We start from the raw sequence: 25036 nt of genomic DNA, 5'->3' as shown, positions 1-25036 counted from the left end.
GAGGCGCGATTGCGCCAGCTCATGTCGTATTGGGGCATCCGGCTCAAATCACTGGCTGAAAGCCCGTAACTTAGCTCCACAACGACTACGCTAACCTCCCGAGCAAGACCCTCGTCTAGCTGAATTTCCAGGCCATCACTGCCTGTCGCTACGTCCAAATCGTGAGTTTGAGAGTCGAAAATGTACAGCCCCGCCTCATGGGTCGGTATGCCATCTTGGTTGATCGCGTCAAACGCCTTGACAATGACTGTCAAGGGCACAGTTTGAGAACTGACATGGATCTTCAGGCCGCCGCTGAGTGACGCGTCGATCGCAGGGAGTTCGAGCGAACTGAAGGTCTCCTCCGGATAGAACTTGTCCGGTCCCTCGGGCGTGGCCCAATCCCTGGTCAACAACGGCACTCGTTGGCCATTGAAGCAGAGCTCGGGCGGCGCCGGATCCGACTTGTCGACCCTTACGAACTGACCCGGAGACCAGTCCGAGGCATCTGTGGCACCGGGAGTCACTAGGTCCTCCTTCAAACTGGGACTGGAAGCGCAGGATCCCAGTCAGAACGCGATGAGTAAGCCCCGCGCCACCACTGGCGGAGCCGTGCCTTCAGAGTTAGGTCGCAGATGTACGAGACTACCTGACTCCGTCTTCTGATCCGCGGTGATAATGCGCGAGTTGGACTTGGTGCCGGTGTTCTCGTCGCCACGCGGACCAGACCGGGCGGCGCGGCGTTTCCGCCGTCAAGAGGCGCGGGACCTCGTTTGCGTCCGGCGGCAAAGCCGCCGACTCAGCGGGGGACAGCGCAACTGTGGCAGCGGCGACCGCTACGGCGGTGGCCGCGACCAACCAGCGTTTGACGACGAGTTGGCGGTGCGGGTGACGGTTGTTACGCCAAATGGCTTGGTTGGCTGATCGGTGCCGGGGAAATCTCTCATGTCGGGGCTCCTTGAGCGAACGGGCGACCCGAATACTGGCAAGATAATGCCAGCCATTTCGCGCACTGCGCCAATTGGGAGGACAATCGCCGTTGGACTCAGGTTTGGACCAGTGTCGGAGGTTGAACTGGGCGTCGATCTGACGACAGCTCACGCCGAGTTGCTGCCGGCGCTCAAGAAGCGCGGCCCGGCGGCCACGGCACGAATAGCCTTGTGGGGGGCCGGGCGCCGAAGGCGTTGGGCGCTAGAATCGGCGAAAAGCATTCCCCGGGTGTCCGCCAGCGTGGGCGGACAGGTTGGCGACAAGGAGAACGCGTCATGAAAAAAGCTTTGGCGGTCTTTCTGACCGGATTGGTCGCCTTCGCGGCGGCGGGACTTGCCGGGTGCGGGCAGAAGACCCCGGACGGGGAAGGGGCGGCGGCGACGGAGGAAACCACGCCGGCCAAATCCACCAAGCCCGCCCCAACGCCGAAGGCTTCGAAAACGGCGGACGCCGGTGAAGGCGAGCCTTCGGAGCCGCCCCCGAGCCCCAAACCCTCCCCCGCCGCACAGGAAGATCCGGTCGACTTCGGCATTCCTGTGCCGGAGGGCTATTACGGGCCGCGCAAAGTGCGCGGCGAGTTCCTGGGGGTGGAAGGCGACAGTTGGCGCATCAAGCAGGACCTGAACGGCCAGGAGTACGTCTACAAGGTCTTCCCGGATTTCACCGGCCATGTGCCCCAGGTGGGCGAGATCTGCTGCTTCTACCTGGTCTTCGACGTCATGCTCACCGAGCCGGAATACGACGGGGCCACGGACCAGATCGTCGCCTACGGCGTCTACAAATAGGCCGCCCAGCGCGGCGCAAAGGGCGGCCGGGAGGCGGGACAACGGCCGGACGGCCGAAACGGCGCTGGGTACAGCCAATAGACTTGGGCCTCGTGATGCGCACAATCGACCTGCGCGGGCGCGTGGCGCTGACCAGCGAGGAGCTCGCGGCGGCGCTACCGCGCGCGGAACTCGGGGTTGACGCGGCCATCGCCCGGGTCCGGCCGCTCCTTCAGGACATAGCCGAACGCGGCGAGGCGGCGTTGGCGGAACAGGCCGTCCGGTTCGACGCGGTGGCGCCGCCGCAAACCCGCGTGCCGGCAGACCGCCTGCGCCAGGCGTTGGCGGACCTCGACCCGGCCGTGCGCCGGGCGATGGAGGTCTCGATTGAGCGGACCCGGCGGGTGCACGCCGCCCAGGTCCCGCCGGACGGGGCCGTGCTGGTGGCGCCCGGCGCGGTCATCGCCCAACGCTGGATCCCCGTCCGCCGGGTCGGGCTGTACGCCCCGGGCGGCTTGGCCGTCTACCCCAGTTCGGTCATCATGAACGTGGTTCCCGCGCAAGAAGCCGGGGTCGGGGAACTGGCGCTGGCCTCGCCGCCGCAAAAGGACTTCGGCGGCTGGCCCCATCCGACCATCTTGGCGGCGGCGGCCCTGCTGGGCGTGGAGGAGGTCTACGCCGCCGGCGGCGTTTCCGCCATTGGCCTGTTCGCCTTCGGCGTGCCCGGTTTGGCGCGCAAAGTCGACGTCATCACCGGGCCCGGCAACGTCTACGTGGCCGCCGCGAAGCGGCTGGTGTTGGGGCGCGTCGGCATTGACGCGGAAGCCGGTCCCACCGAGATCGCCATTGTCGCGGACGCGACCGCGAACCCCGAATTCGTGGCTGCCGACCTGGTCAGCCAGGCCGAGCACGACCCGCTGGCGGCCTCCGTGCTGATCACCGATTCGCCCGAACTGGCGGAGGCGGTCCGCGCGGCGGTCGCCCGGCGCGCGCGCGCCACCAAGCACTCCGAACGGGTCGCCACCGCCCTGGGCGGTCGGCAAAGCGGGATTGTGCTGGTGGAAGACCTAGAACAGGCCGTCGACGTGGCGAACGCGTACGCCGCCGAGCACCTCGAACTCCAGGTCGCCGGCGCCGCCGCGGTCGCGGAGAGGATCCACTCGGCCGGCGCGATCTTCGTCGGCCCGTCCAGCCCGGTTCCCCTGGGCGACTACCTGGCGGGCTCCAACCACGTGCTGCCGACCGGCGGCACGGCCCGGTTCGCCTCCGCCCTGGGGGTCGCGTCTTTCCTCAAGTCGGTCCAGCAGATCGAGTACGCCGCGGAGGCGTTGGCCGAGGTCGCGCCGTTGGTCGAGGCCTTCGCCCAAGCCGAGGATCTGCCCGCCCACGGCGAGTCGGTCGCCGCCCGCCAGGACGCCGATGCCGTCTGGTCGCCCTCCGCGCCCAGCGGTCCGGCTCCCGCCGGGGCCGTGTCCCCGCCGCCGGGCCACCGCGCCGCCCGCGAGGACGCCGATGCCGTCGTGCCCGCGGCCGGGCGGGAGGACGGCCGACCCGCCGCGACGCCATCCGGAACTGGCACGCCGGGCCAGGGTTTGGAGGACGGCCGATGAAAGGGCTGCCCGTCCGCAAGGAGATAGCGGCGGCGGCGCCGTACGGCGCCCCGCATCCGCCGGTCGCCGTGCGGCTCAACGTCAACGAGAACCCGTATGCCCCGCCGCCGGAAGTCGTGGAGAGCATTGTCAAACGGGTGCGGGCGGCGGCGGGCTCAATCAACCGCTACCCCGACCGGGACTTCTCCGAATTGCGGTCGGCCCTCGCCGATTACCTGATCAGGGAATCAGACGTGGTGAACCTACGACCGGACATGGTCTGGGCGGCGAACGGCTCGAACGAGGTCCTGATGCACGTTCTGCAGGCGTTCGGCGGACCCGGCCGGACCGCCACCGCCTTTGAGCCGACCTATTCGATGTACCCCGAATACGCGCGCGGGACCTTCACAGCCTGGAAACCGGGGAAGCTGGAAGCGGACTTCACGCTGGATGTGGCGCACGGCATCGGGCATATCGACCGGGTGACGCCGACGGTGGTGCTCCTGGCCAGCCCCAACAACCCGACGGGGACCGCGCTGCCGCTGGCCGCCATCGACGCGATCGCCGCGCACGTCGAAGGCAAAGCGGTGGTCGTGGTGGACGAGGCCTACGCCGAATTCCGGCGGGTCGGGCGGCCCAGCGCGCTGAAACTGCTGGAAAAACACCGGCACGTGGCGGTCAGCCGGACCATGTCGAAAGCGTTCGCCGCCGCCGGCGTGCGGCTCGGCTACCTGGTGGCGGACCCGGAACTGGTCGGCTACCTGCGCACGGTGCGGCTGCCGTACCACCTTTCGGCGATCACGCAGGCGACCGCCCTGGCCGCGTTGGACCACGCCGGGCTGATGCTGCGCGGGGTGGCCGAACTGCGGGAACGCCGCGACCGGCTGGCGGCGGCGCTGGCGGCCATGGGCTTCGAGGTGGCCGAATCGGACGCCAACTTTGTGCTGTTCGGGCGGATTTCGGACAGACACAGGGTGTGGGAGGAACTCCTGGCGCGGGGTGTGGTCATCCGCGAGGTGGGGCCGGCGGGATGGCTGCGGGTCTCAGTGGGCACCGAAGCCGAGACGCTCGCATTCTTGAGGGCGTTGGCCGACATCCGAAAGGAACTTCAATGAGTCGCAAGGCAACCATCAAACGCGAAACCGGCGAATCGTCGGTGCAGGTGACTTTGAACCTGGACGGGACGGGCGAATCGCGAATCGACACCGGGGTGGGGTTCTACGACCACATGCTGACCGCGCTCGCCAGGCACTCGCTGATTGACCTGGTGGTGACCGCCAAAGGCGACCTAGAAGTGGACGTGCACCACACCGTCGAAGACACCGCCATTGTCCTGGGCCAGGCGCTCAAGGAGACCTTGGGGGACAAGCGGGGCCTCGCGCGGTTCGGTGAGGCGACCGTGCCGCTGGACGAGGCCCTGGCCCAGGCCGTGATCGACCTGTCGGGACGGCCCTACTTTGTCCACACGGGCGAACCCGACGGATTGGCGTTCGCGCTGATCGGCGGCCATTTCACCGGTTCGCTGGCGGCCCACGTGTTTGAGTCGCTGGCACTGAACGCCGGTCTGACTTTGCACATGCGCGTGCTGGGCGGCCGCGACCCGCACCACATTGTCGAAGCCGAGTTCAAGGCGCTGGCCAGGGCCTTGCGGGCGGCCGTCCAGCCAGATCCAAGGGTCAGCGGAGTGCCGTCGACCAAAGGATCCTTGTGACCACGACCCCTGACCCTCCCGACTGGGACCAAGCGCTGGCCGATCTCCTGGCGACCGAGGCGGCGCCCTCGGCCGGAGCGGACGGCGGTGGCGGGCGCGGGCACGGCGGCGATGGGCGTGGCGCGGGGGCGGGCCCCGGCGATCCGAGCGAAGCGGCCGGCGGGACGGCGGGTGCCGTCTTCGAACCCGTCGAGTCAGCGCCGGAGGTGGCGGTGCTGGTGTTCGGCGTGGGCGACCAGTGGCTGCTGGCCGCCCTGCTGAAAGGGCCGCAACTGGCGGCCCGGACGCTGGCCGCCGAGGGGATGGGCATGGCGGTCTTGGACGACGCGGCGGAAGAGGCCGCCGCTGAGGCGGCGCGGACGGCATCGGCGACCTTGCGGGGCCAGCAGTTGCTGCTGATGCGGCGGGGCGAATCGGCGGACCCGGCCGCCGGGGACATTCAGGCTTCGGTCTACCTGGACGGGCGAGAAGTGCAACGGGTCTCGCCCGGTCTGGTGCTGGCCGACTCGCCCCAACTGCTAGAAGACCTGCTGATCGACCCGGACGCGGCGGCCCCCGCGCTCGCCAAAGCGGTCAGCGTGGCGGAAGTGTCCGCGGCGGAAGCGATCGGGATCATCGGGCGGTCGGTCAGCGCCGCCCGCAAGGCGAGGCGGGGACGCCGGGTGGCGAACCATGGCGACCAGGCTGGCACCGGCGGGTCGGGGGGGTCGGGCGGCTTCGATGGCCCGGGCGGTCCAGGGGGTCTCAGCGGCGCGGAGGATCCGCCGCCGGATCCGGGCCCGGGAGCTCCGGGGGGAACCGAATGAAGGTTGTGGTCTTGGACTACGGCTTCGGCAACGTCCGGAGCGCGGTGCGGGCGCTGCGGCGCGCGGGTGCCGAGGTCGAACTGACGGCGGATCCGGTCGCGGCCTTTGAGGCCGACGGCCTGGTTGTGCCCGGCGTGGGCGCGTTCGCCGCCGTCATGGAGGGCTTGCGCCGCGTGCGGGGGCCGCAGTTGGTCGACCGGCGATTGGCTGGCGGCCGCGGCGTCCTGGGCATCTGCGTGGGGCTGCAGGTCATGTTCGAGCGCGGCGAAGAGCACGGCGTGGTGGCCGAGGGGCTGGGCCAATGGCCCGGCGCGGTCACCCGCCTGCGGGCTTCTGTTGTGCCGCACATGGGCTGGTCGCCGGTGGCGGCGCCGCCTGAGACGGTCCTGTTTCGCGGGGTCGAGGGTGAGCGGTTCTACTTTGTCCACTCGTACGCCGCCCAAGAGTTTCCCCTGTTGAGCGGTGCCGTCGGCTCGGTCCGGAACGCTGGCCCGGACCGTTTGGGGGCGGCGGCGGGCGGCTCAGGTCAGGCACCGTCCAAGGGCCCTATTCGCGCCGTCGCGCCGCCATCCGGCGATTGGGCCGGCGACGGACCCGGCCGCGCCCCGGCCGCCGTCCGGGGCGGGCACCCGCCTTCGCCGCTGGCCCCGCCGCTGGTGACCTGGGCCGATCACGGCGGCCCCTTTGTGGCCGCAGTCGAAAACGGCCCCCTTTGCGCCACGCAATTCCATCCCGAAAAGTCCGGCGACGCCGGCGCCCACCTGCTCGAGAACTGGATTAGGACCCTATGACACCCCCGCTTGAACTCCTTCCCGCCGTTGACGTGGCGGACGGCCAAGCCGTCCGCCTGGTGCGCGGCGAGGCCGGCACCGAGACGTTTTACGGCGACCCGCTCGCCGCCGCCATGGATTGGCAGCGCGGCGGCGCCTCCTGGGTCCACCTGGTCGACCTGGATGCGGCGTTCGGCCGAGGCTCGAACGCCTGCCTGCTGGACGGGGTGGTCGCGGCCCTGGACGTCGAGGTGGAATTGTCGGGCGGGATCCGCGACTCCGAATCGTTGACTCGGGCGTTGGCGACCGGCGCGCGGCGGGTCAACATTGGGACCGCCGCCCTGGAAGACCCGGAGTGGACCCGCCGAATCCTGGTCGAATACGGGGACCGCGTGGCCATTGGGCTGGACGTGCGCGGCGAGACGCTGGCGGCGCGAGGCTGGACCGAGGACGGCGGGAACCTGTGGTCCGTGCTGGACCGATTGAACGCGGACGGCTGCCGGCGGTATGTGGTCACCGACGTCTCACGGGACGGCACTATGACGGGACCGAATCTGGACTTGCTGCGGGCGGTCTGCGCGCGCACCGACGCGCCGGTGGTGGCCTCCGGCGGGGTGTCGCGCCTGGAGGACCTGACCGCGCTGCGGGAACTTGTCCCCCTGGGCGTTGAAGGCGCCATAGTCGGCAAAGCGCTCTACGCGGGCGCGTTCACCCTGGCCGAGGCGCTGGCGGTGACTGGCGCGCAGTAGCCGGCCGGCCGCCGGCCGCTCCGGCCGAGTGGCTGGGCGCTCGGGTCAGCGTCGGCAGCCGGAATGGTTCGCCGCGACCTGTGTCCGGCCGGCCTGGTTGGCGGGCCGCTACCGTCCCGACCGCTTCACGCCCCATTTCATGCCCCGCAATTTGGGCATGTCGGTGGCCAGCGGAAACGAGGCGTCCTGGGACGCCGAGGCTATTGCCGGCGGAGTCGGCACGCTCACAGCCAAAGCGGCCACGGGGACCTCGGCGTCCACGCCCGCCTTGGCCAGCCACTCGACGGCGTTGTCCGTCGAAGGGCGAGCGGCCAGCAATCGGGGTGGCCCTGATTCGGGTTGGAACCAAAGCTCCCATCCGAAAGTCTGCCCATCGTTGACGTTCACGTGCAGGTAACGTCCGGCGTCAGCGCCGGCCAGAATCTGCGCGGAACTGTCGCGCCAACTCGCGGTCCCGCCCTGGGGCGCGGACGCGTCCCCCAGCCTGCGGCCGAGCCTTGGCCGCAGGCGGGAATGGCTGCGGGCTGCCCTTGTTTCGCTCATTGTCGACCCTTCTTCGTGGTGGGCGGATTGGCGCCGCCGCTGCCGGCAGCCTACTGAACCACTCGGGAGACGGGCCGTGCTCGTGAGGCGCGTCCGAACGCGGATTGGGCGAGGCGCGGAGAATTTGTCCCGCGACGCTGCCGCGCCCTTCGCTGCAAAGTCCGCTATCTGCGCATCCGTCATTGTGAGGGGTGCGAATTCATCAAATTCCGACTGTGTTGACGGTGGCCAACAGAATGCCTAGCAGGAGTTGACCTCGGCGCCTTCGCGCCCACGGGCAACGTCTGATCGGCCTCAAGCCGCCGGCCCCGCTGGCGACACCGAGTGCGACTTTGGGGCTCTTCGTGATCCGCTGGTGGATCAGGATCGTGGTCTGGGTTGCGCTTGGGCGGGGTTGGGCCCGGTTTCCGGCCCCGGATGCAACCTTCGGGCTCTTCCTGATCCAGCGGTGGATCAGGATCGTTGTTTCGCTCGCACTTCGGCTGCCGACGGGGGCGGCGTGGCCGGGAATCAAGCTGGTACTATGGCCGGGACCGACCGTCGGCTTGGGCTGCGCCCAGGCGGGCGGGGCGTAAGCGGAGGCCGCTGGCTTCCCACCCGAGCACCCACGGGCCGCTAGGCCCTTGCCAACAGGGGGCTGGGTTGAACGAGGTTACTGCCTCCGCGCGCGCCAACGAACCACGCGCCAAAGGAGCAGATTATTAGCGAACCTCGAGTCAATGACCGAATCCGGGTGCCCGAAGTGCGCCTTGTGGGCCCCGGCGGGGAGCAGGTCGGGATCGTCAAGATTGACGTGGCCTTGCGCCTCGCGGCTGAGGCCGACCTCGACCTGGTCGAAGTCGCCCCGGACGCGCGGCCGCCCGTCGCCAAGCTCATGGATTACGGCAAGTTCAAGTACGAGTCGGCTCAGAAGGCCCGCGACGCGCGGCGCAATCAAGCCAACACGGTGTTGAAAGAGATTCGCTTCCGCCTCAAGATCGATCCGCATGACTATGGGACCAAGAAGGGGCACGTCGAGCGCTTCCTCAACCAGGGCGACAAGGTCAAGGTGATGATCATGTTCCGCGGCCGCGAGCAATCGCGCCCGGAATTGGGCATGCGGTTGCTGCAACGGCTGGCCGAAGAGGTTTCCGAACTGGCGACCGTCGAGTCGGCTCCCCGTCAAGACGGCCGCAACATGGTCATGGTGCTCGCGCCGGTCAAAAAGAAGGCCGCCCGCGCGCAGACCCGCAAGCGGACCCGCGACGGCGGTCCGGAGGCTTCGGCCCAGCCGTCAACCGCCGCGCCCGGCCAAGACGAGGAAGTCGAATCGGCTCCGGAGCCCGCTCAGAGCGCGCCGAGCGCCCCCGCGCCCGCCGCCAGTGTCAGCACCTCAGCCTCTGACGTCGTCGGCACTGCCGACACCACCGGCACTGCTGCCGCCGCCGCTCCGGCTCCGGCCACATCCGCCCAGCCGGCCGCCTCGGCGGCCAGCGTCACGGGCGCGGCCGCGCCGGAGCAGGCCGAAGACGAAGACAATGCCGTGCGCGCCGCCGCCGGCGGCGCGCCAACTGCGGAAGCGGACGCGCCAGAAACCGACAAGGGTCGTGACGCCGCAGCCGTGGGCGGCGCGGACGCCGAGGCCCCGGCCCGCCCGAGCACGGCCTCCGCCCGCACCAGCACGGCCTCCTCCCGCCCGAGCCCTTCTCCCGCAGCGCCGCCAGCCGCCTCCGGAGCGCCGGCGGCGCGGGCCGAAACGCCTCCCAGTGCGGCGCCGAAACCGGCCGAACAGGCTGGCCAAGCACCCCCGAGGCCGGCCGAACCAGCGCCCAAAGCGGCTCCGAAACCGGCGGGGCCGAGCCCGAGTCCCGTGCCCAGACCAGCGCCGGCCCCCAGGCCCGGCGCGAAGCCCACGCCCCGCCCGCAGCCGGGCGCCGCCAACCCAACGGCCGAAGCGGCCGCCAACAGCGTCAAAGCGGCCGCCGCGCGGCCAGGTCCCGGATCGGCCAAGGCGCGACCGTCAAGACAACGTTCGACCCACTCGGGACGGACGCGATCAGCAGAAGAAACGACCAAGGAAAGCTAAGGCCATGCCGAAGAACAAGACGCACTCAGGTGCGAAGAAGCGCTTCCGGATCACCGGAACCGGCAAGATCATGCACGAACAGCCGGGCATGCGGCACAACTTCGAATCGAAGTCGTCGCGCCGCACGCGCCGCCTGTCCGAGGACAAGGTCCTGGCGAAGGCCGACCGCAAGAACGTCAGACGACTGCTGGGCCGCTGAGGGCTAGAGGGTAGAGGAGCTAAGGAAATGGCACGTGTAAAGAGGTCCGTCAACGCGCGCAAGAAGCGCCGGTCCGTCCTCGAGAAGGCGTCTGGTTACCGCGGGCAGCGCTCGCGGCTATACCGCAAGGCCAAAGAGCAGGTTCAGCATTCCGGCAACTACGCCTACCGGGACCGCAAGGCCCGCAAGGGCGACTTCCGGCGCCTGTGGATTCAGCGGATCAACGCCGCCGCCAGGGCAAATGGCATGACCTACAACCGCTTCATTCAGGGTCTGCACTTGGCGCAGATCGAAGTGGACCGCCGCATGCTGGCGGAGATCGCGGTCACCGACCCGGACACCTTCGCCCAGTTGGTGGCGCAGGCCAAGGAGGCGTTGCCGGCGGACGTGAACGCGCCGGCCGCGGCCTGACCGCGAATTCGCCAGTCCCGAACGCCTGGCGCTGACGTGCTGACCAACGTGGCCTCTGAGAGGGTCAAGCGGGTCCGCCGTCTGGCCAGGCGTTCGGCGCGTCTGGAGACCGGCGAGTTGCTGGTCGAAGGTCCGCAGGCGTGCCGCGAGGCCGCCTTGGCCGGCTTGGTCTTGGACGTTTACCTGACCGCCGATGCCGCCGGGCGGCATCCCGAGATCATCGCCGCCACGCTCGCCTCGGGCGGGCACCCGCATGAGGCGTCCGCCGAATACGTGCGGGCGATCTCACCCGACGCGCAAGGGGTGGCGGCTCGCGCCCGCGACCCTTGGGCGGGCTGGACGGTGTCCAGCGCCGTGGCAGGCCGGGAGGCGCCAGAGTCAGACGCCGGTCTGGGCGGTGCGGGTCGGCGGGGCCTGAATCCGGCTGGCTGCGGGTTGCCCGAGCCGGGCCTTGGCGGCGCAGTGGACCCGGATCCGCCGGGCGGGCAGTCGGCGCCGCAACTGGTGGCGGTGCTTGAGCAGCTCAGGGACCCGGGGAACGCGGGCACCGTGATCCGCGCGGCCGACGCGGCCGGGGCGGACCTGGTGGTCTTCGCCGACCAGTCGGTTGATCCGGCGGCCCCCAAAGTGATCCGGGCCTCGGCGGGCTCCTATTTTCATGTGCCGGTGGCGCAGGCCGCCTCCGTCGAAGAGGCGGTTCAGCAGTTGAGGCCAGCCGGGTTGGCGATTCTGGCGGCGGACGGCGCGGGCGAGGAGGCATTGGACCGGGCGGCGTTGGGCCAGCCCACCGCCTGGCTCTTTGGAAACGAGGCGCGGGGCTTGAGCGCGGCGGCGCGGGCGGCCGCAGACCAATCGGTTCGGATCGAGATTTACGGGCGGGCCGAGTCGCTGAACGTCGCCATGGCCGCGACCTTGTGCCTGTACGCGTCCGCCGAAGCGCTCCGAAATGGGGACGGTACCTAGGTCCCCGGGCACGGGCGGCGGACCCGCGCGGGCGCGTACCGGCCCGTCGGCCCCAGGGCTGCCGGAAATGGGGACGGTACTTATTTCCACGGGAACGGGCGGGGACTCCCCGTGCGCGTATTGGGCGGTTGGCCCCAGGGCCGCCGGAAATGGCGGACGGTGCCTTTTCCCACGGGAATGGGCAGGGGACCAGTGCGGACGATTAACGGCCCGTTGCACCAAGGGCGGCCGGGGTCCTATGTTGGGGGAGGCATGGACACCGGCGGCCGCGGGCGAGACTTCGCGAAAGGTTGGAGCGGGGCTGGCGGAAGCCGGGGGACGGAAATCAGCCGTCGGCGGATCGGGTCGAATTGTCTGCGCGGAGCAGACCGTCTGGTCAGTCCAGGCCAATAGGCTGGCAACGCAGCTGGCCAACAGCGTTGTACGGAAGGGGAGCAGCGGTCATGTTCTGTGATAAGTGTGGTTCGCAATTGGTGCCCGGCGCCGCTCAATGCGGCGTGTGCGGAGAGACGGTCGCTGGGGCGACGGCCGGCGGTGCGCTTGGGGCCACCCAGGAACTCGCCCGACCCAGTAAGAAGGGATACCGGCCCAAGACGCTGACCATCATCCTGGCGGCGGCGATCGCCTTGGTCCTTGGCGCCGGCGCCGGATTCGGCCTGAACGCCATGACCGCGAAGTCGGTCGGCGCTGATTTCGGCAAACTCGCGTCGGTTGGCGACCTGCTCGCGATCGCGCCCGGCCAAAAGGCCGGTGTGAGCTTGCTCAGCGATCCGAAGACCCTGCTCTTGGACAAGCTGAGCTTGACCTCGAACCGGCCGAGCGTGCTGCGGGTGAGCGAGAAAGACGGCAAGACGACCATCGAGGGCGTCAAGGCCGGGGAGGCGAAACTGACCGTCGAATCTTCGCAGCGCCACGTCAAGAAGACCTATTCGTTCATCGTGTCGGAGCCGCCCACCGCGATCACCGGGCTGCCGGACGACTTGATCCTTGACATTGACGAGGTTTACGAACTGGAGCCCGTCCTGGAACCGGCCGAATCGACCTATCCGATAGGTTTCGAGTCCAGCGACGAGGCGATCGTCTCAGTCAGCGCCGACGGCGCCATAACCGCCCATGAGACAGGCGCCGCGACCATCAAGGTGGTCAGCGGCGACATCGCGCAGGAGATCGAGATCGACGCCCACCGGCTGGTCCAGTCCGTCAACCTGCCGACGGACAGCGTCGACTTGAAACCAGGCGAGACCTACCAGATCGACGCCGCGATTGAGCCGAGCGACGCCACCTACCAGGACTTGACCTACAAGACCGACGACCCGACCTCGGCGTTGGTGAACTCAACCGGCCTGGTCACCGCGGTCTGGGACGACTACTCCAACTATTCCGTGGACATCACGATCACCTCCAAGGACGGCCCGGAGTCGGTGCTGAAGGTTCACGTCTCCAACCCGTACCGGGCGGAAGCCGCAGACGGCCCGGTGGAGATGCCCGGCACGACCTACCAGGTGACGCCCCTGGTCTTCGACACGGCGGTGCCGAATGTCGCCGGCCTGAGCATCTCCTACGGAGTGGGCACCGCGTCCACCAGCGCCTTCCTCAACGAGCTCAGAAACGGCAGCTTCGACGTGTACGTGTCCGGCACCTCCGGCGGCTGGGAGAAGATCGGCAGTTTCACCATGACCGGCGGGGAGTGGCAGGATTCCGACTTGACCTTCACAGCCCGCACGATCTCCCGTGTGGCGGTGGTTCCCTCCGCCTCCGGTGGGTCCGGGAACACGTGGACGTCAGGCCTCTATGTCGAGGGCGTCACCTTCGAGGGCCAGGCGCCGCCCGGCGACACGTGACAGACGCGCCGACGCCCCCGTGCCGGATGGCACGGGGGCGTCGGTTTTGTCAAGCGGCCTACCAGGCGTAAGCCCAAGGCGCGGTGGCGCGCTGGGCGCCCGGATCGGCGCCCGTGCCAGGGTCTCCCGGTCCGGGGAAGACCTCGTCCAGGGCCGCCAGCAGGTCCGTGTCGAGCTTGATCTCCGGCACCGCCAGGGTCTCCGCCAGTTGTTCCGTGGTCCTTGGCCCAATGATCGGCGCGGTCACGGCCGGATTGGCCAAGGTCCAGGCCAGGGCCAGATTCGCGGGGCTGACGCCGGCGGAGGCGGCCAACTCGTGGAAGCGGGCCAAACGCGCGCGCACGGCATCGTCCAACTGTGCCGCGGCGTTGGACGAACGTTCGCCGCCTTGGCCGTCAAGCGCGTGGCCGCCCAGGAGCCCCCCGCCGAGCGGCGACCACGGGATCACGCCGAGCCCCAGTTCGAGCGCGGCCGGGAGCACCTCGAGTTCCGGCTGGCGGGTGAGGAGCGAGTACTTGTGCTGCTCCGACACCAGGCCGACGAAGTGCCTGGACTGCGCGGCCTGCTGAGCCCAGCAGAGATGCCGGGCGCCGAAGTTGGATGAGCCGACGTAGACCACCTTGCCCGCCGCGACCAGGTCCTCGAAGGCGCCCCAGACCTCGTCCCACGGAGCGTGGGGGTAGATGTGGTGCATCTGGTAGAGCTCGATGTGGTCGGTTTGGAGGCGGCTCAGCGAGGCTTCGACGGACCGCTTGATCTTGTAGGCGGAGTAGCCGCGCTGGTCGTTGGGGCCGTCCAGCGGATTATTCATGGCGCCGTGAAGCTTGGTGGCGAGCACCACCTTCTCGCGGCGGCCGTCGCCAAGGGCGAACCAGCGCCCAATGATCTCCTCCGTCCAGCCCGAGTGGGCCTCCGGCTTGCCGCCCCAGCCGCCGTAGACGTTGGCGGTGTCGAAGAACGTCAGCCCCGCGTCAAGCGCGGCGTCCATGATGCGATAGGCGGTCGGCTCGTCGGCTTGCGGCCCGAAGTTCATGGTGCCGAGGCACAGTCGGGAGACTTTAAGGCCGATGCGGCCAAGATGGGTGTAAAGCATGTGCGACTCCTGGGGGTCTTTGGGCGAAGAATAGGTCGTGTTTAATCCTAGCCCCGGCGCTGTGGAACCGCTACCAGCGCCCTGACCAGCGGTGTTGCCCGATGCCGTCCGGTCGCTGGATGCGGTGGCCGGGACGGCGGAGTTCGCGGCGGGCCCCGCCCCGACCTTCGCCAGCCCGCCATCCTGGGCGCAGACAAGCCTCAAGCGATACGAGGTTCGCTGGTGGCCGCGGCGGGCCGGGGGTCAGGGCCCCGTGTTTGAGCACGCGTGGAAATCCGATTCTGTTCCGTGGCCGCCTCCCGCGGGCGTTCCGGCTTGTGTCAGGAATCAGATCGTAGATGGAGCTGAGAGGCGGGTCATGGATGTCGTCCACACGAGGGACACGGGGGTGGCCGGTATAGCTTTCGTAGGAGGCCACGCGGAAAAGAACCGCACCAGCGGAAACCTCGCCGGGTGGCCGTCCCTACAACAAGAGGGAAACTCCCGCTAGAGCACCGCGGAGAGTTTGACCTGATATTCGCCGTTCCGGAAGGTCAGGTCGCGGGCGCTGGCACCGTCCGGCAGCGGAAACGCCAGGATAACCTCGACCACCTCGCCACTTATGAGAGAGAACCCTGAAGAACCGTTGATCTCGGTGCCGTCGGCATCTTCGACTACGCTGGTGCGCACCAATTCGTCGGAGAGTTCTTCGGAACTGGCGGACGAACCGTCGTTGACGGTGTAGGCGACATGCACGTTGACCACGGCATCGTCGAAGCTGAGGCCCGGTGGTCGGGTGTTGGGGTTGTCGTTGACTTTGGTCACAACGGCGGTTCCGTGTTCGAGCGCCATCGGCTCGCCAGGAACTTCCTCGCCGCATCCGGCCGCCCCAACCATGACCACTGCCGCAGCTCCCGCCAGCAGCCAATTCCGTAGTTTCTCCATCAGTACCCTCCTTTGTCATATTCCCGCGCTTGCGCGGCATCTAGCCGAATTGAAACCACGCTAATCCGCCAGACGGTACAGGCGGTCTGCTCCGAGCAGACAATTCAGGTTGGGCTTGGGGCCGCAAGGGCCGGACGGACCCGAAACACGGCTCGGTTGGCCGGATAGCCCGTTGCCGGACGGGATCGGGCGGTGGCGGTCATAGGATTGTCTACGGCCAAACGGGCGTTGAACCCGGCGGTCTGGGCGAAAGCCTAGGTCGACGGATGGGCGGACGGCGTTTGGCGTTGGAGCCCCGCCGGGGCCCACAGCGCAGACCGATGAGGAGACCTAGACGTGACCACTGATGCGACCGATTTGACCGCCGTGCCTCTGGAGGAAGTCGACCCGGAAATCGCCGCCGTGCTGGACGGGGAACTGGCCCGCCAGCGGCGCACCCTTGAGATGATCGCCTCGGAGAACTTCGTGCCGCGCGGAGTGCTTGAAGCCCAAGGGTCGGTGCTGACCAACAAGTACGCCGAAGGCTATCCGGGAAGGCGCTATTACGGCGGTTGCGAGGTCGTGGACATCGCCGAGGAACTGGCGATCGCTCGAGCCAAGGAGCTCTTCGGGGCGGATTACGCCAACGTCCAGCCGCACTCCGGGGCGCAGGCCAACGCGGCCGCCTTGGCGGCCATGATGGAGCCGGGGGAGAAGCTGCTGGGCCTGGAACTGGCCCACGGCGGGCATCTGACCCACGGCATGAAGCTGAACTTCTCCGGCAAGCTGTACCAGGTCGCGGCGTACCAGGTTGACCGCGTGACCAACCGGATCGAGCCGGAGGCCGTGCGGGCGGCGGCGCTGGAGCACCGGCCGCAGGTGATCATCGCCGGCTGGTCGGCCTACCCCCGGCACCTGGACTTCGCGGCGTTCCGCGAGATCGCGGACGAGGTCGGCGCGCGGCTGTGGGTCGACATGGCGCACTTCGCCGGGCTGGTGGCGGCCGGGCTGCATCCGAACCCCGTGCCCTTCGCGGACGTCACCACCTCCACCGTGCACAAGACCCTGGGCGGGCCGCGCTCCGGGTTCATTTTGTCCCGCAGCCAGGAGGAATGGGGCAAGAAGCTGAACTCGGCGGTGTTCCCCGGCCAGCAGGGCGGCCCGCTGATGCACGTGATCGCGGCCAAGGCCGTGGCGTTCAAGATCGCCATGACGGACGGCTTCCGCGACCGGCAGGTCCGCACGCTTGAGGGCGCCCAGATTCTGTCGGAGCGCCTGTCCGCCGGAGACGTCAAAGCGGCCGGGGTGTCGGTCTTGACCGGCGGCACCGACGTGCACCTGGTCTTGGTGGACTTGCGCGAATCGCCGCTCGACGGCCGCCAGGCCGAGGACCTGTTGGAAGAGGTCGGCATCACCGTCAACCGGAACGCCGTGCCGTACGACCCGCGCCCCCCCATGATCACGTCCGGCCTCAGAATTGGCACGCCCGCCCTGGCCACCAGGGGATTCGGGCCCGCCGAGTTCACGGAGGTGGCCGACGTGATCGCCACCGCGCTCAGGGAGGGGGACGGCGCGGACGTGGCCGCCCTGCGCTCCCGCACCGCCCGGCTGGCCGACGATTTCCCGCTGTACACGGGCCTAGCCCAATGACGGCGCGGGTGTTGGACGGCCGCCGCGCCGCCGCCCAAATCAAGGAAGACCTGAAAGCGAGGGTCGCGGCGCTCCGCGCCCAAGGGGTCCAGCCCGGATTGGGCACGGTGCTGGTGGGGGAAGACCCCGGATCGGTCATCTACGTCAACGGCAAGCACCGCGACTGCGCGGAGGTCGGGATCGCCTCGATCCGAGCCGACCTGCCGGGCGACGCCAGCCAAGACCAGGTCATGGCCACGCTGGCGCGGCTGAACGCGGACCCCGCCTGCACCGGCTACATTGTCCAACTGCCGTTGCCGCCCGCGCTGGATGCCGACGCGATCATCAAAGCCATCGATCCGGCCAAAGACGCGGACGGCCTGCACCCCGCCAACCTGGGGGCGTTGGTGCTGAACGTCAACGCGCCTGTCGCCACGCCGCTGCCGTGCACGCCGCGCGGGATTATCGACCTGATCGCCCGGAACGGCCTGGACCTGCGCGGAGCCCATGTGGTTGTGCTGGGCAGGGGCATCACCGTGGGACGGTCGATCGGCCTGCTGTTCACCCGCCGCGAGATCAACGCCACCGTCACGCTGACCCACACGGGCACCAAGAACCTGCCGGACCTGCTGCGCCAGGCGGACGTGATCGTGGCCGCCGCCGGGTTCCCCGGCCTGGTGCGCGCCGAAGACGTCAAACCGGGCGCGGTGGTCCTGGACGTGGGGGTGAGCCGGGTGGCCGGCGCGGACGGCAAGCTCGCCATAGCCGGGGACGTCGCCCCGGAGGTCGCCCAGGTGGCGGGCTGGCTCTCGCCCAACCCGGGCGGGGTCGGACCCATGACCCGAGCCATGCTCCTGACCAACGTGGTCGAGGCGGCCGAACGCGCCGCCGCCGCAAGCCGATAAAGAACACAAGCAGATAACCGACACTGGAGGCAACGGTGCTTGAAATGCGGGAAGTGAGCCGCGCGTTCGGCTCGCTGCAAGCCTTGGACAAGGTCAGTTTCCAGGTCCGGCCGGGCCGATTGACGGGGTTCGTGGGCGCCAACGGCGCCGGCAAGACCACCGCGATGCGGATCATCATGGGGGTGCTCTCCTCCGATTCGGGGGAGGTGGAGTTCGAGGGCCGGCCGACCAGCCCGCAAGTCGCGTCCGGGTTCGGCTACATGCCGGAGGAACGCGGCCTCTACCCGAAAATGGGCGTGCGCGAACAACTGGTCTTCTTCGCGGAACTCCACGGCCTGGACTCCGCGAAGGCGCGGCAGAACACCGATGGCCTGCTTGAACGCTTGGGCTTGACGGCGCGGGCGGCGGACAAGGTGGAGAAACTGTCGCTGGGCAACCAGCAGCGGGCGCAGATCGCCGCCGCGCTGGTCCACGACCCGGCCGCCCTGATCCTGGACGAGCCCTTCTCCGGCCTGGATCCCATGGCCGTCGACGTGGTCATGGGCGTGCTCCGCGACTTCGCCAGCCGGGGAGCGCCCATCTTGTTCTCCTCCCACCAGCTTGACGTGGTGGAACGCATCACCGACGACTTGGTGATCATCGCGGCCGGCCAGGTCAAGGCGCAAGGCGCCACCGCCGCGCTCAGAGAACGGTACGCGGGCTCCCGCTACCGCCTGACCGTGCCGTCCGCCCTGGGCGCCGCCGCCGAGGCGCGGATCGCCGCCATCCCGGGCGTCGGCGCGGTCAACGTTACGGGGGACGGGGCTGGGGGCACGGGGACGGCATCGGGCACTGAAATCTGTTTCGACGCCGAGCCGGGGGTGGCGCAACAGGCGCTCGCGGAAACCGTGGCCGTGGGGCCGGTGGAAGGGTTCGGCCGGGTGGTGCCGCCGCTCAGCGAGGTGTTCAAGGAGGTGGTCGCGTGAACCGCGTGTGGCTGGTGACGAGACGCGAGGTGGTGACGCAGGCGCGGAGCAAGTCGTTCCTGATCGGGACCGCGGTGATGGCGCTGATTGTGTTCCTGGGGGTGGCGCTGCCCGGCGTGCTGTCCGGCCTGGGCGGAGACGACGAGCCTGACGGCAAAGTCGCCGTGGTGGGCGACGCGGCCCAGTTGGCGCCCGCTTTGAAGGGTTTCGAAGTCCAAGAATTGCCCGATGCCGCCGCCGCCCGTCAGGCGGTCAAGGAAGGTTCCGTGGAGGCGGCGTTGGTGCCGGACCAGGAGGCTCCGCCGCTGGGCGTGACGCTGATCGCCCTGGACGAAGCGCCGTCCGGGCTGCTGGGCGCGCTGACCGTGGCGCCGCCGGTGGAGTTGCTGGAGCCGCCCCGGGTGGCGGGTCTGCTGCGGTACCTGGCGGGGGTGGGGTTCGCGGTGGTGTTCTTCATGATCGTGATGATGTTCGGGCAGACGGCGGCCACCAACACCGTGATTGAGAAGCAGACGCGGGTGATCGAGATCCTGTTGGCGGCGGTGCCCGCAAGGGTGTTGCTGGCCGGCAAGGTTCTGGGCAACGCCGTGCTGGCCGTGGGAACGGTGGCGCTGCTGGGCGTGGCGCTGATCAGCGGTTTCGCAGTAGGCGGGGGCCTGCGCGACGTGACCCGGTACGGCGACGAATTCGCGGCCGCCGCCGGGGTGGGCGGCAGTCTGATGGACCTGTTGGGCGGCCCGCTGGTCTGGTTCCTGGTCTTCTTCGTTGTGGCGTTTGTGATGTTCTCCGCACTGATGGCGGGCAGCGCCGCGATGGTCTCCCGGATGGAGGACGTCGGCTCCGTGCTGATGCCCACCATGATGCTGCTGATGATCCCCTACATTCTGGTGATCTCGTTCCAGGACAACTCGACCGTGGTGGCTTGGCTGTCGTATGTGCCATTCTCCTCGCCCATCGCCATGCCGTTGCGCATCCTGGTGGAGGGAGTCGCCTGGTGGGAGCCGCTGGCCGCGCTGGTGATCCTCGCCCTGACCACGGTCCTCGCGATCTGGGTGGGCGGGCGGCTGTACTCCAACTCGATCCTGCGGACCGGCGCGCGAGCCAAACTCAAAGAGGCTTTCAGCCGGGCGGCGTAGGGTCGCTTGCCGGCGGGCGGCGGGCCCGGCTTCCGGGCGGGATACCCTTGGGCAGTGACTTTGGACATAACGACCCTCAACACCGGCGGCGTCCGGTCCGCGATGCGCAAGGGCATGGACGGTTGGCTGCGGGGCGCGTCTCCGGACGTGCTGTGCTTGCAGGAGGTTCGGGCACCGGCGGACGTGCTGGAGCCGTTCTTGCCGGGGCGCGAGACGCATCAGTCCGTGTCGCGAATCAAAGGCCGTTCCGGGGTGGCCGTGTCGTCTTTGCTGCCCGTGACCGCCAGCCGCGAGGGACTGCCCGGGCTCGAACCTTTGGACACCCACACCGGGCGCTGGATGGAAACCGACCTGGTGCTGCCGGACGGCCAAGACCTGACCGTGGTCAGCGCTTACGTGCATTCCGGTGAAGTCGGCACCGTTCGCCAGCAGCACAAGCTTGACTTCCTGAACGCGATGACCGAGCGCTTGCGGGCGCTGGCGGCGGATGGCCGGCAGGCCGTGGTGAGCGGGGACTTCAACGTGGCCCACAGGGAAGCGGACCTGAGGAACTGGAAAGGCAACCTGAAGAACTCGGGCTTCCTGCCGGAGGAGCGGGCGGTACTGACCAGCTGGTTCGCCGACTTGGGCTGGGTCGATGTGGGCCGCGCGCTGGCCGGTGACCGCGAGGGGCCATACACCTGGTGGTCCTGGCGCGGCAAGGCCTTCGACAATGACACCGGCTGGCGCATCGACTACCAGATCGCCACCCCGAACCTGGCGGGGAAGGCCGTCGACTTCCGGATCGACAAGGCCGAACGCTATGACACCCGCTGGACCGACCACGCCCCCTTCACCGTCACCTACGACCTGCCGGGCTACCAGCCCCGGTAGGCGGCGCGGCCGCCGCTTCGGGGAATGCGGCCGGCTTGACCTGGAACGGCTTGCGGGACCCGTTTGAGGTCAATGAGGCCCACTTGTTCTTGGCCGGATTGCGCTCAAACGGGATTGAGGAGGGGTTTGGGCGCGACTTGGCGGCGGATTGGCGCCCCGTGGTCGATTGGTCGCCGCCGGTCGCGGGCGGGCCAGCGCCTGGCGCTGGTGGCGCCGGGGTGGTTCAGGCGGCGGGGCGGATTAGGCGGATGTCTTGTTTGGCCGCCCAGGCGGCGATGTCCTCGCGGCGCAGCGCCGTGGCCATCAGGTCCGGGAATTGGTCGGGGGTGCAGCCGAACACCGGAATGCCGAGGGCCGCGACCAGTTCCGCCGTCTCGGCGGAATAGCCGGGGTCGCCCTGGTCGGTCAACGCCAGGAGCACAATCACGTTGACGCCCAAGCGGGTGAGGGAAGCCAGGCGGCGCAGCAGTTGTTCCTCGTCGCCGCCCTCATATAGGTCGGTCAGCAGGATCAAGTGCGACCTGCTGGGCCGGTCCATGAGATCAGCGCAGTAGGCGACCGCCTGGTTGATGTCGGTCCCGCCGCCCAATTGCACGCCGAAGAGCACGTCCACCGGGTCCGCCAACTGGTCGGTCAGGTCCACCACTGACGTGTCGAAGCAGACCAGCTTCGTGGAGACGGCGGGCAGGGAGGCCATGACCGCGGAAAAGATCGAGGCGTAGATGACCGATGACGCCATGGACCCCGACTGGTCCACGCACATCACAACCTGGTCCAAGTCGACCAGGCGGCGCTGGTGCCGCATGAAGCCGACCAGCCGTTCCGGGATGACGGTTCGATACTCCGGCTGGTAGTGCCGCAGGTTGGCGGTGATGGTGCGGGGCCAGTGGATGTCCGCCGGGCGGGGCCGGCTGGTCCGCCGCGACCGGTCGACGGCGCCGCGCACCGCTTCCGCCATCCGGAGCTCCAGCCGGGCCATCAATTCCGCCACCACTTCGCCGATGACCACCCTGGCGGCGGCCTTGGTCTTCTCCGGCATGACCTGGCCCAGCGCGATCAGATCGGCCACCAGGTTGACGTCATGTTCGACCGATTCGAGCACCTCCGGCTCCATCAGCAGTTGCGTCAACCCCAGCCGTTGCAGAGCGTCCCGTTGCACCACCTGGACAACTCCGCGTGGAAAGAATCCGCGCAGGTCATCCAGCCAGGCCGCCAGGGCCTTGGGCGAGGAGCGGCCCAGGCCGCCGCGCTTGGACCGGGGGCCGCCAGACCCGCCCGGCCCGCCTCCCGAAGCGCCGCCGGGACCGCCGTAAACCGCGTTGAGCGCCGCGCACAGGCGCGCGTCTTCGCCGGTCAGGCCGTCGCCCAAACCCAGCACCAAGCTCCAGCGTCTTTCCGCGTGGTCGCGGGCGTCCGTCGAATCGTCCAAGAAAGCCGCCGCCTCGACCATCGCTTCTGCGGCCAGCCGATCCTCGGGTGTGGTCAGTTCGGGGCGCTCGGGACCGGGCCCAGCAGCCGCAGGCGGGCAGGCCTCCGGCGCGGCCGCCTCCGAATCCCCAGGGGTCGAATCCACCGGATCGAGCGATTCAGGCTCAAGCATCGCGGACTCCCGTCAGCAGCGGCTCCAGCGCCCGCAGGTGTGATTCCCACACGGTCAACGGCAGCGGGATCATTCCGGGCAGGCGGTCCTGGCCGGCGGGGCGGAAGATCGCCCGCAGCAGGCGGCCCCGTTCCATCGCGTCGAGGTCCGCGAACACGCGCCGCAACAAGGGCAGATGGGCCAGGAAATCATCCTCGTCGAGGCGGCGAATCCACTGGTCAACGGCGTGACGCAAGGGCGCGTCGTAGATCAGGCGGGCGGTGGCGGCGGTCAAGAACCCCTCAATGAAACGCGCCGCCCAGGGGATGGGCGTGCCGGGGCTGAGCCGACGCTCCAGCAACGCCACAGCTTGGGCGGGGGTCAGCCTTTCCGCCGCGTACAGCATCTGGCCGGCGGAGCCGGCCACGAAGGCGGCCGCAGACTGGTCCGCCGCCAACGCCTCGAGCGCGTCGAACCAAACCCGTTCCGTGTCCGGGTCGCATTCGAGCAGCCGCAGCCCCCCGTGCGCCGAGCGCAACGAACCCACCAGCCCGGCCGCCGCCGAATCGTCCAAGCCGCGCGCCGCGTGGCGCAGCCCCAAGGCGGCCTGGACCGCCAGTCGTTCCGCCAATGCCGCCAACGGGGCCGTGTCCACCCGGCGGGCTTGGCCGTACCGGGCGGTCTCCGCCAGGGGCGCCACCGACCCGAGCAGCTGCCCCACGTCGCTGGTCAGAGCGGCTTTTTCCGCGAGCCGTCCAAGGCCGGTGGCCCAGGCGGCGGGCAGCCCCGCGGTGACGGCCAGCCCGACCAGCGCGGCCAACTCGCCCAGGTCGCGAGCCTTCCCCATCCCCTCGGTGAGATAGGCAGAAGCGGCGCCAACCAAGTCGGATCCGTAGACGACCCGCTCGACCAGGGTCACGGCGAACTCGGGCCGCCAGCGCAGGCGCCAACGCTCGCGGAACGTGCCCCGCGACCCGCCGGCGGATTCGATCACGCCCCATGGCACCTCCAACACGTTCAACCTGTGCAGCAACAAGGACCGGCGCTGGCCCGCGTCGCTGCGCAGGTCAAGAGGCAACTCCCGCTCCAGTGCCTCGGGTTTGAGGCGGGCCGCCCGCTGCGCTTTGACCACGTCCCCGATCAACGGCGCCAGCGGGACGCCGGACGGCGCCCGGCCCACCTCTCCGCCCAGCAGCAGTTCCTCCTCGATGGTGCGCCAGAGCAGGTCGTCGCCGCCAAACAGGCAGGCCACGGCCGCTTCTCGCAACTCCTCAAAGCCGGCCCGGGGCCGGCCGCGCAGTGCCGCCAGCGCCAGGGCCAAACGCTCGGCATCGATCAACGATGCCGTCGAAACGAGGTGCCCGCTTTCGCGCAGCAGCCGCGCGATCCGCGTCAGCCAGACCGCGCTGGAGTCTTCCCGCCCCCAAGTCCGCCAAACGTGCAGGTTCCAGCCCGGCGCGGCCACCCCGGCGGCGTAGCCAGATCCGAACGCGAGACGTTCCTGGCTCCACGGAGCCCACGTCAACACGCACTTCGCTCGCGGCAGGCCGGTCAGAAGCCGCCGGTCCGCCGCTGCCGGCGCCTTGGCTTCAAGCGCTGGCACATGCCACGCCCCGCACACCACCGCGACAGGGCCGTCCGCCGCCCGGGCCGTCTCCGCGATCCGCAGCCGCATGTGCGCCTCGCGCTTGGCCTCCCATTCGTCCGGCTCTTGGCCAACCCGCAGTTCGCCCATCGCCCTGGCCACCGCCGCGAACACGGGCCCCGGCACCGGGTTTTGCTCCACCAGGTCGCACCACCACGATTCGGCGTCCTCATATCCGGCCGCCGCCGCAAGCCGCGCGATCGGGTCGCGCCTCAGCGCCCGGCCCCGTTGGCCGATGCCGTCCTCCCCGCCCCCAGCCTCCCCTTCCGGGAGCGCTTGGCCGACGTCCCCACCCTGTGCGGAACCGGGCGGGCCTGGGGATGGCGGCTGGCCGCCGTGGTGCGACGGAGCCCTGTCGTGGCCCACTGCGGAACCGGGCTGATCGCGGGAAGGCGACCGGTCGGCATCGTGCGCCGGTTCGGGGCCGGGCTCGCGTGCGAGCGGTGGCTGGTCGGCATGGTGGGACGGGGCCCTGTCGTGGCCCACTGCGGAACCGGGCTGATTCCGGGTAGGCGACCGGTCGGCATCGTGCGCCGGTGCGGGGCCGGGCTGGTTTGGGAAGGGCGGCTGGTCGGCATGGTGCGCCGGGGCGCTGTCCTCGCACGGGGCGGGGCCGCGACCCGCAGACGCCGGGAGGTCGATGAACTGGACCGCCGCCCCGTGCCGGAGCGCCCACAGCGCGGCCTGGTACTCGGGGGAGAACTCCGCGAACGGCCAAAACACGGCCTGGGACGGCTCGCCCTTGGGGTAGGCGAGCAGCGCCACGGGCGGCTCCGTCTCCGGGGCGGCCAACAGCGGCAGCAGGTCGCTCGCGTCGGACGGCCCCTCAATCAACACCGCTGCCGGGTTCAGCTGGTCCAGGGCGCTGACCAGGCTGGCCGCTGATCCGGGGCCGTGGTGGCGAATCGGGAAGAAGTGGACCGTCATG

General features: G+C 69.4%; 21 protein-coding genes and 3 pseudogenes. 18 read left to right on the top strand and 6 right to left on the bottom strand.

What is annotated here, in order from left to right; genetic code table 11:
• A partial coding sequence (locus LBC97_07170; GenBank protein ID MDR2565828.1) for a hypothetical protein occupies window positions 1-506 on the bottom strand: 506 nt, incomplete at its 3' end.
• Window positions 507-1244: 738 nt separating this feature from the next.
• On the opposite strand from LBC97_07170, the gene LBC97_07165 reads away from it, so the two are divergent.
• The 8 genes and pseudogenes from LBC97_07165 (at window position 1245) to priA (ending at window position 7358) form a co-directional block, all read left to right on the top strand.
• Complete coding sequence (locus LBC97_07165; protein MDR2565827.1) at window positions 1245-1754, top strand: hypothetical protein; 510 nt, start codon at window positions 1245-1247, stop codon at window positions 1752-1754.
• 95 nt (window positions 1755-1849) lie between these two features.
• On the top strand, window positions 1850-3343 hold the full coding sequence (gene hisD, locus LBC97_07160; protein MDR2565826.1) for a histidinol dehydrogenase: 1494 nt from the start codon (window positions 1850-1852) through the stop codon (window positions 3341-3343).
• Entirely contained in the window at window positions 3340-4437 is a 1098-nt protein-coding gene (locus LBC97_07155; protein ID MDR2565825.1) for a histidinol-phosphate transaminase, read from the top strand. Before hisD ends, LBC97_07155 begins: the two co-directional genes overlap by 4 nt.
• Complete coding sequence (gene hisB / locus LBC97_07150; protein MDR2565824.1) at window positions 4434-5033, top strand: imidazoleglycerol-phosphate dehydratase HisB; 600 nt, start codon at window positions 4434-4436, stop codon at window positions 5031-5033. Before LBC97_07155 ends, hisB begins: the two co-directional genes overlap by 4 nt.
• The gene (locus tag LBC97_07145; GenBank protein MDR2565823.1) at window positions 5030-5839 is read left to right on the top strand and encodes a hypothetical protein; all 810 of its coding nucleotides are present in this window, start codon (window positions 5030-5032) and stop codon (window positions 5837-5839) included. Before hisB ends, LBC97_07145 begins: the two co-directional genes overlap by 4 nt.
• Window positions 5836-6285, top strand: a pseudogene (gene hisH / locus LBC97_07140) (imidazole glycerol phosphate synthase subunit HisH). Before LBC97_07145 ends, hisH begins: the two are co-directional and overlap by 4 nt.
• Before the next feature lie 210 nt (window positions 6286-6495).
• A pseudogene (locus LBC97_07135) lies at window positions 6496-6630 on the top strand (imidazole glycerol phosphate synthase subunit HisH).
• Window positions 6627-7358, top strand: a complete 732-nt coding sequence (gene priA / locus LBC97_07130) for a bifunctional 1-(5-phosphoribosyl)-5-((5-phosphoribosylamino)methylideneamino)imidazole-4-carboxamide isomerase/phosphoribosylanthranilate isomerase PriA (protein ID MDR2565822.1) — start codon at window positions 6627-6629, stop codon at window positions 7356-7358. The pseudogene LBC97_07135 and the gene priA overlap by 4 nt, the downstream one beginning before the upstream one ends.
• 108 nt (window positions 7359-7466) lie before the next feature.
• Here priA and LBC97_07125 read toward each other — a convergent pair whose 3' ends face one another.
• On the bottom strand, window positions 7467-7901 hold the full coding sequence (locus LBC97_07125) for a hypothetical protein (GenBank protein ID MDR2565821.1): 435 nt from the start codon (window positions 7899-7901) through the stop codon (window positions 7467-7469).
• A gap of 697 nt (window positions 7902-8598) precedes the next feature.
• On the opposite strand from LBC97_07125, the pseudogene infC reads away from it, so the two are divergent.
• The 5 genes and pseudogenes from infC to LBC97_07100 all read left to right on the top strand — a co-directional run bounded on the left by infC (window position 8599) and on the right by LBC97_07100 (window position 13380).
• Window positions 8599-9237, top strand: a pseudogene (gene infC / locus LBC97_07120) (translation initiation factor IF-3).
• 733 nt (window positions 9238-9970) lie between these two features.
• Window positions 9971-10165, top strand: coding sequence for a 50S ribosomal protein L35 (gene rpmI / locus LBC97_07115; GenBank protein MDR2565820.1), 195 nt, complete (start codon window positions 9971-9973; stop codon window positions 10163-10165).
• 27 nt (window positions 10166-10192) lie between these two features.
• The gene (gene rplT, locus LBC97_07110) at window positions 10193-10576 is read left to right on the top strand and encodes a 50S ribosomal protein L20 (protein ID MDR2565819.1); all 384 of its coding nucleotides are present in this window, start codon (window positions 10193-10195) and stop codon (window positions 10574-10576) included.
• 36 nt (window positions 10577-10612) lie between these two features.
• The gene (locus LBC97_07105) at window positions 10613-11539 is read left to right on the top strand and encodes an RNA methyltransferase (GenBank protein MDR2565818.1); all 927 of its coding nucleotides are present in this window, start codon (window positions 10613-10615) and stop codon (window positions 11537-11539) included.
• A 443-nt stretch (window positions 11540-11982) separates the two neighbouring features.
• Window positions 11983-13380 (top strand): Ig-like domain-containing protein, encoded by a 1398-nt coding sequence (locus LBC97_07100; protein ID MDR2565817.1) that lies wholly within the window; start codon window positions 11983-11985, stop codon window positions 13378-13380.
• 58 nt (window positions 13381-13438) lie between these two features.
• Here the strand turns inward: LBC97_07100 and LBC97_07095 are convergent, their stop codons facing one another.
• Both LBC97_07095 and LBC97_07090 read right to left on the bottom strand, forming a co-directional pair.
• Complete coding sequence (locus LBC97_07095) at window positions 13439-14473, bottom strand: aldo/keto reductase (GenBank protein MDR2565816.1); 1035 nt, start codon at window positions 14471-14473, stop codon at window positions 13439-13441.
• Window positions 14474-14959: 486 nt separating this feature from the next.
• Window positions 14960-15397 (bottom strand): hypothetical protein, encoded by a 438-nt coding sequence (locus LBC97_07090; protein MDR2565815.1) that lies wholly within the window; start codon window positions 15395-15397, stop codon window positions 14960-14962.
• A gap of 366 nt (window positions 15398-15763) precedes the next feature.
• Between LBC97_07090 and LBC97_07085 the strand changes: the two genes are divergently transcribed.
• Genes LBC97_07085 through LBC97_07065 form a run of 5 tightly spaced genes read left to right on the top strand, consistent with a single transcriptional unit; the run spans window position 15764 to window position 20884 of the window.
• Window positions 15764-17026, top strand: coding sequence for a serine hydroxymethyltransferase (locus LBC97_07085; protein ID MDR2565814.1), 1263 nt, complete (start codon window positions 15764-15766; stop codon window positions 17024-17026).
• Complete coding sequence (locus LBC97_07080; protein ID MDR2565813.1) at window positions 17023-17910, top strand: bifunctional methylenetetrahydrofolate dehydrogenase/methenyltetrahydrofolate cyclohydrolase; 888 nt, start codon at window positions 17023-17025, stop codon at window positions 17908-17910. The genes LBC97_07085 and LBC97_07080 overlap by 4 nt, the downstream gene beginning before the upstream one ends.
• A 53-nt stretch (window positions 17911-17963) precedes the next feature.
• Window positions 17964-18875, top strand: coding sequence for an ATP-binding cassette domain-containing protein (locus LBC97_07075; protein ID MDR2565812.1), 912 nt, complete (start codon window positions 17964-17966; stop codon window positions 18873-18875).
• Window positions 18872-20011 carry an ABC transporter permease gene (locus LBC97_07070; GenBank protein MDR2565811.1) on the top strand — a complete coding sequence of 380 codons (1140 nt, stop codon included), beginning with the start codon at window positions 18872-18874 and terminating at the stop codon, window positions 20009-20011. Before LBC97_07075 ends, LBC97_07070 begins: the two co-directional genes overlap by 4 nt.
• A 54-nt stretch (window positions 20012-20065) precedes the next feature.
• A complete protein-coding gene (locus LBC97_07065; protein MDR2565810.1) occupies window positions 20066-20884 on the top strand; it encodes an endonuclease/exonuclease/phosphatase family protein in 819 nt (272 codons plus the stop codon).
• A 223-nt stretch (window positions 20885-21107) separates the two neighbouring features.
• On the opposite strand, the gene LBC97_07060 is transcribed toward LBC97_07065, so the two are convergent.
• On the bottom strand, window positions 21108-22484 hold the full coding sequence (locus tag LBC97_07060; GenBank protein MDR2565809.1) for a VWA domain-containing protein: 1377 nt from the start codon (window positions 22482-22484) through the stop codon (window positions 21108-21110).
• Complete coding sequence (locus LBC97_07055; protein ID MDR2565808.1) at window positions 22477-25035, bottom strand: DUF5682 family protein; 2559 nt, start codon at window positions 25033-25035, stop codon at window positions 22477-22479. Before LBC97_07055 ends, LBC97_07060 begins: the two co-directional genes overlap by 8 nt.
• Window position 25036: the final 1 nt, after the last annotated feature.

It is taken from the genome of Bifidobacteriaceae bacterium, from assembly GCA_031281585.1.
In the GTDB taxonomy this organism is placed as follows: domain Bacteria; phylum Actinomycetota; class Actinomycetes; order Actinomycetales; family WQXJ01; genus JAIRTF01.
This window is presented reverse-complemented; position numbering and strand designations above follow the sequence as displayed.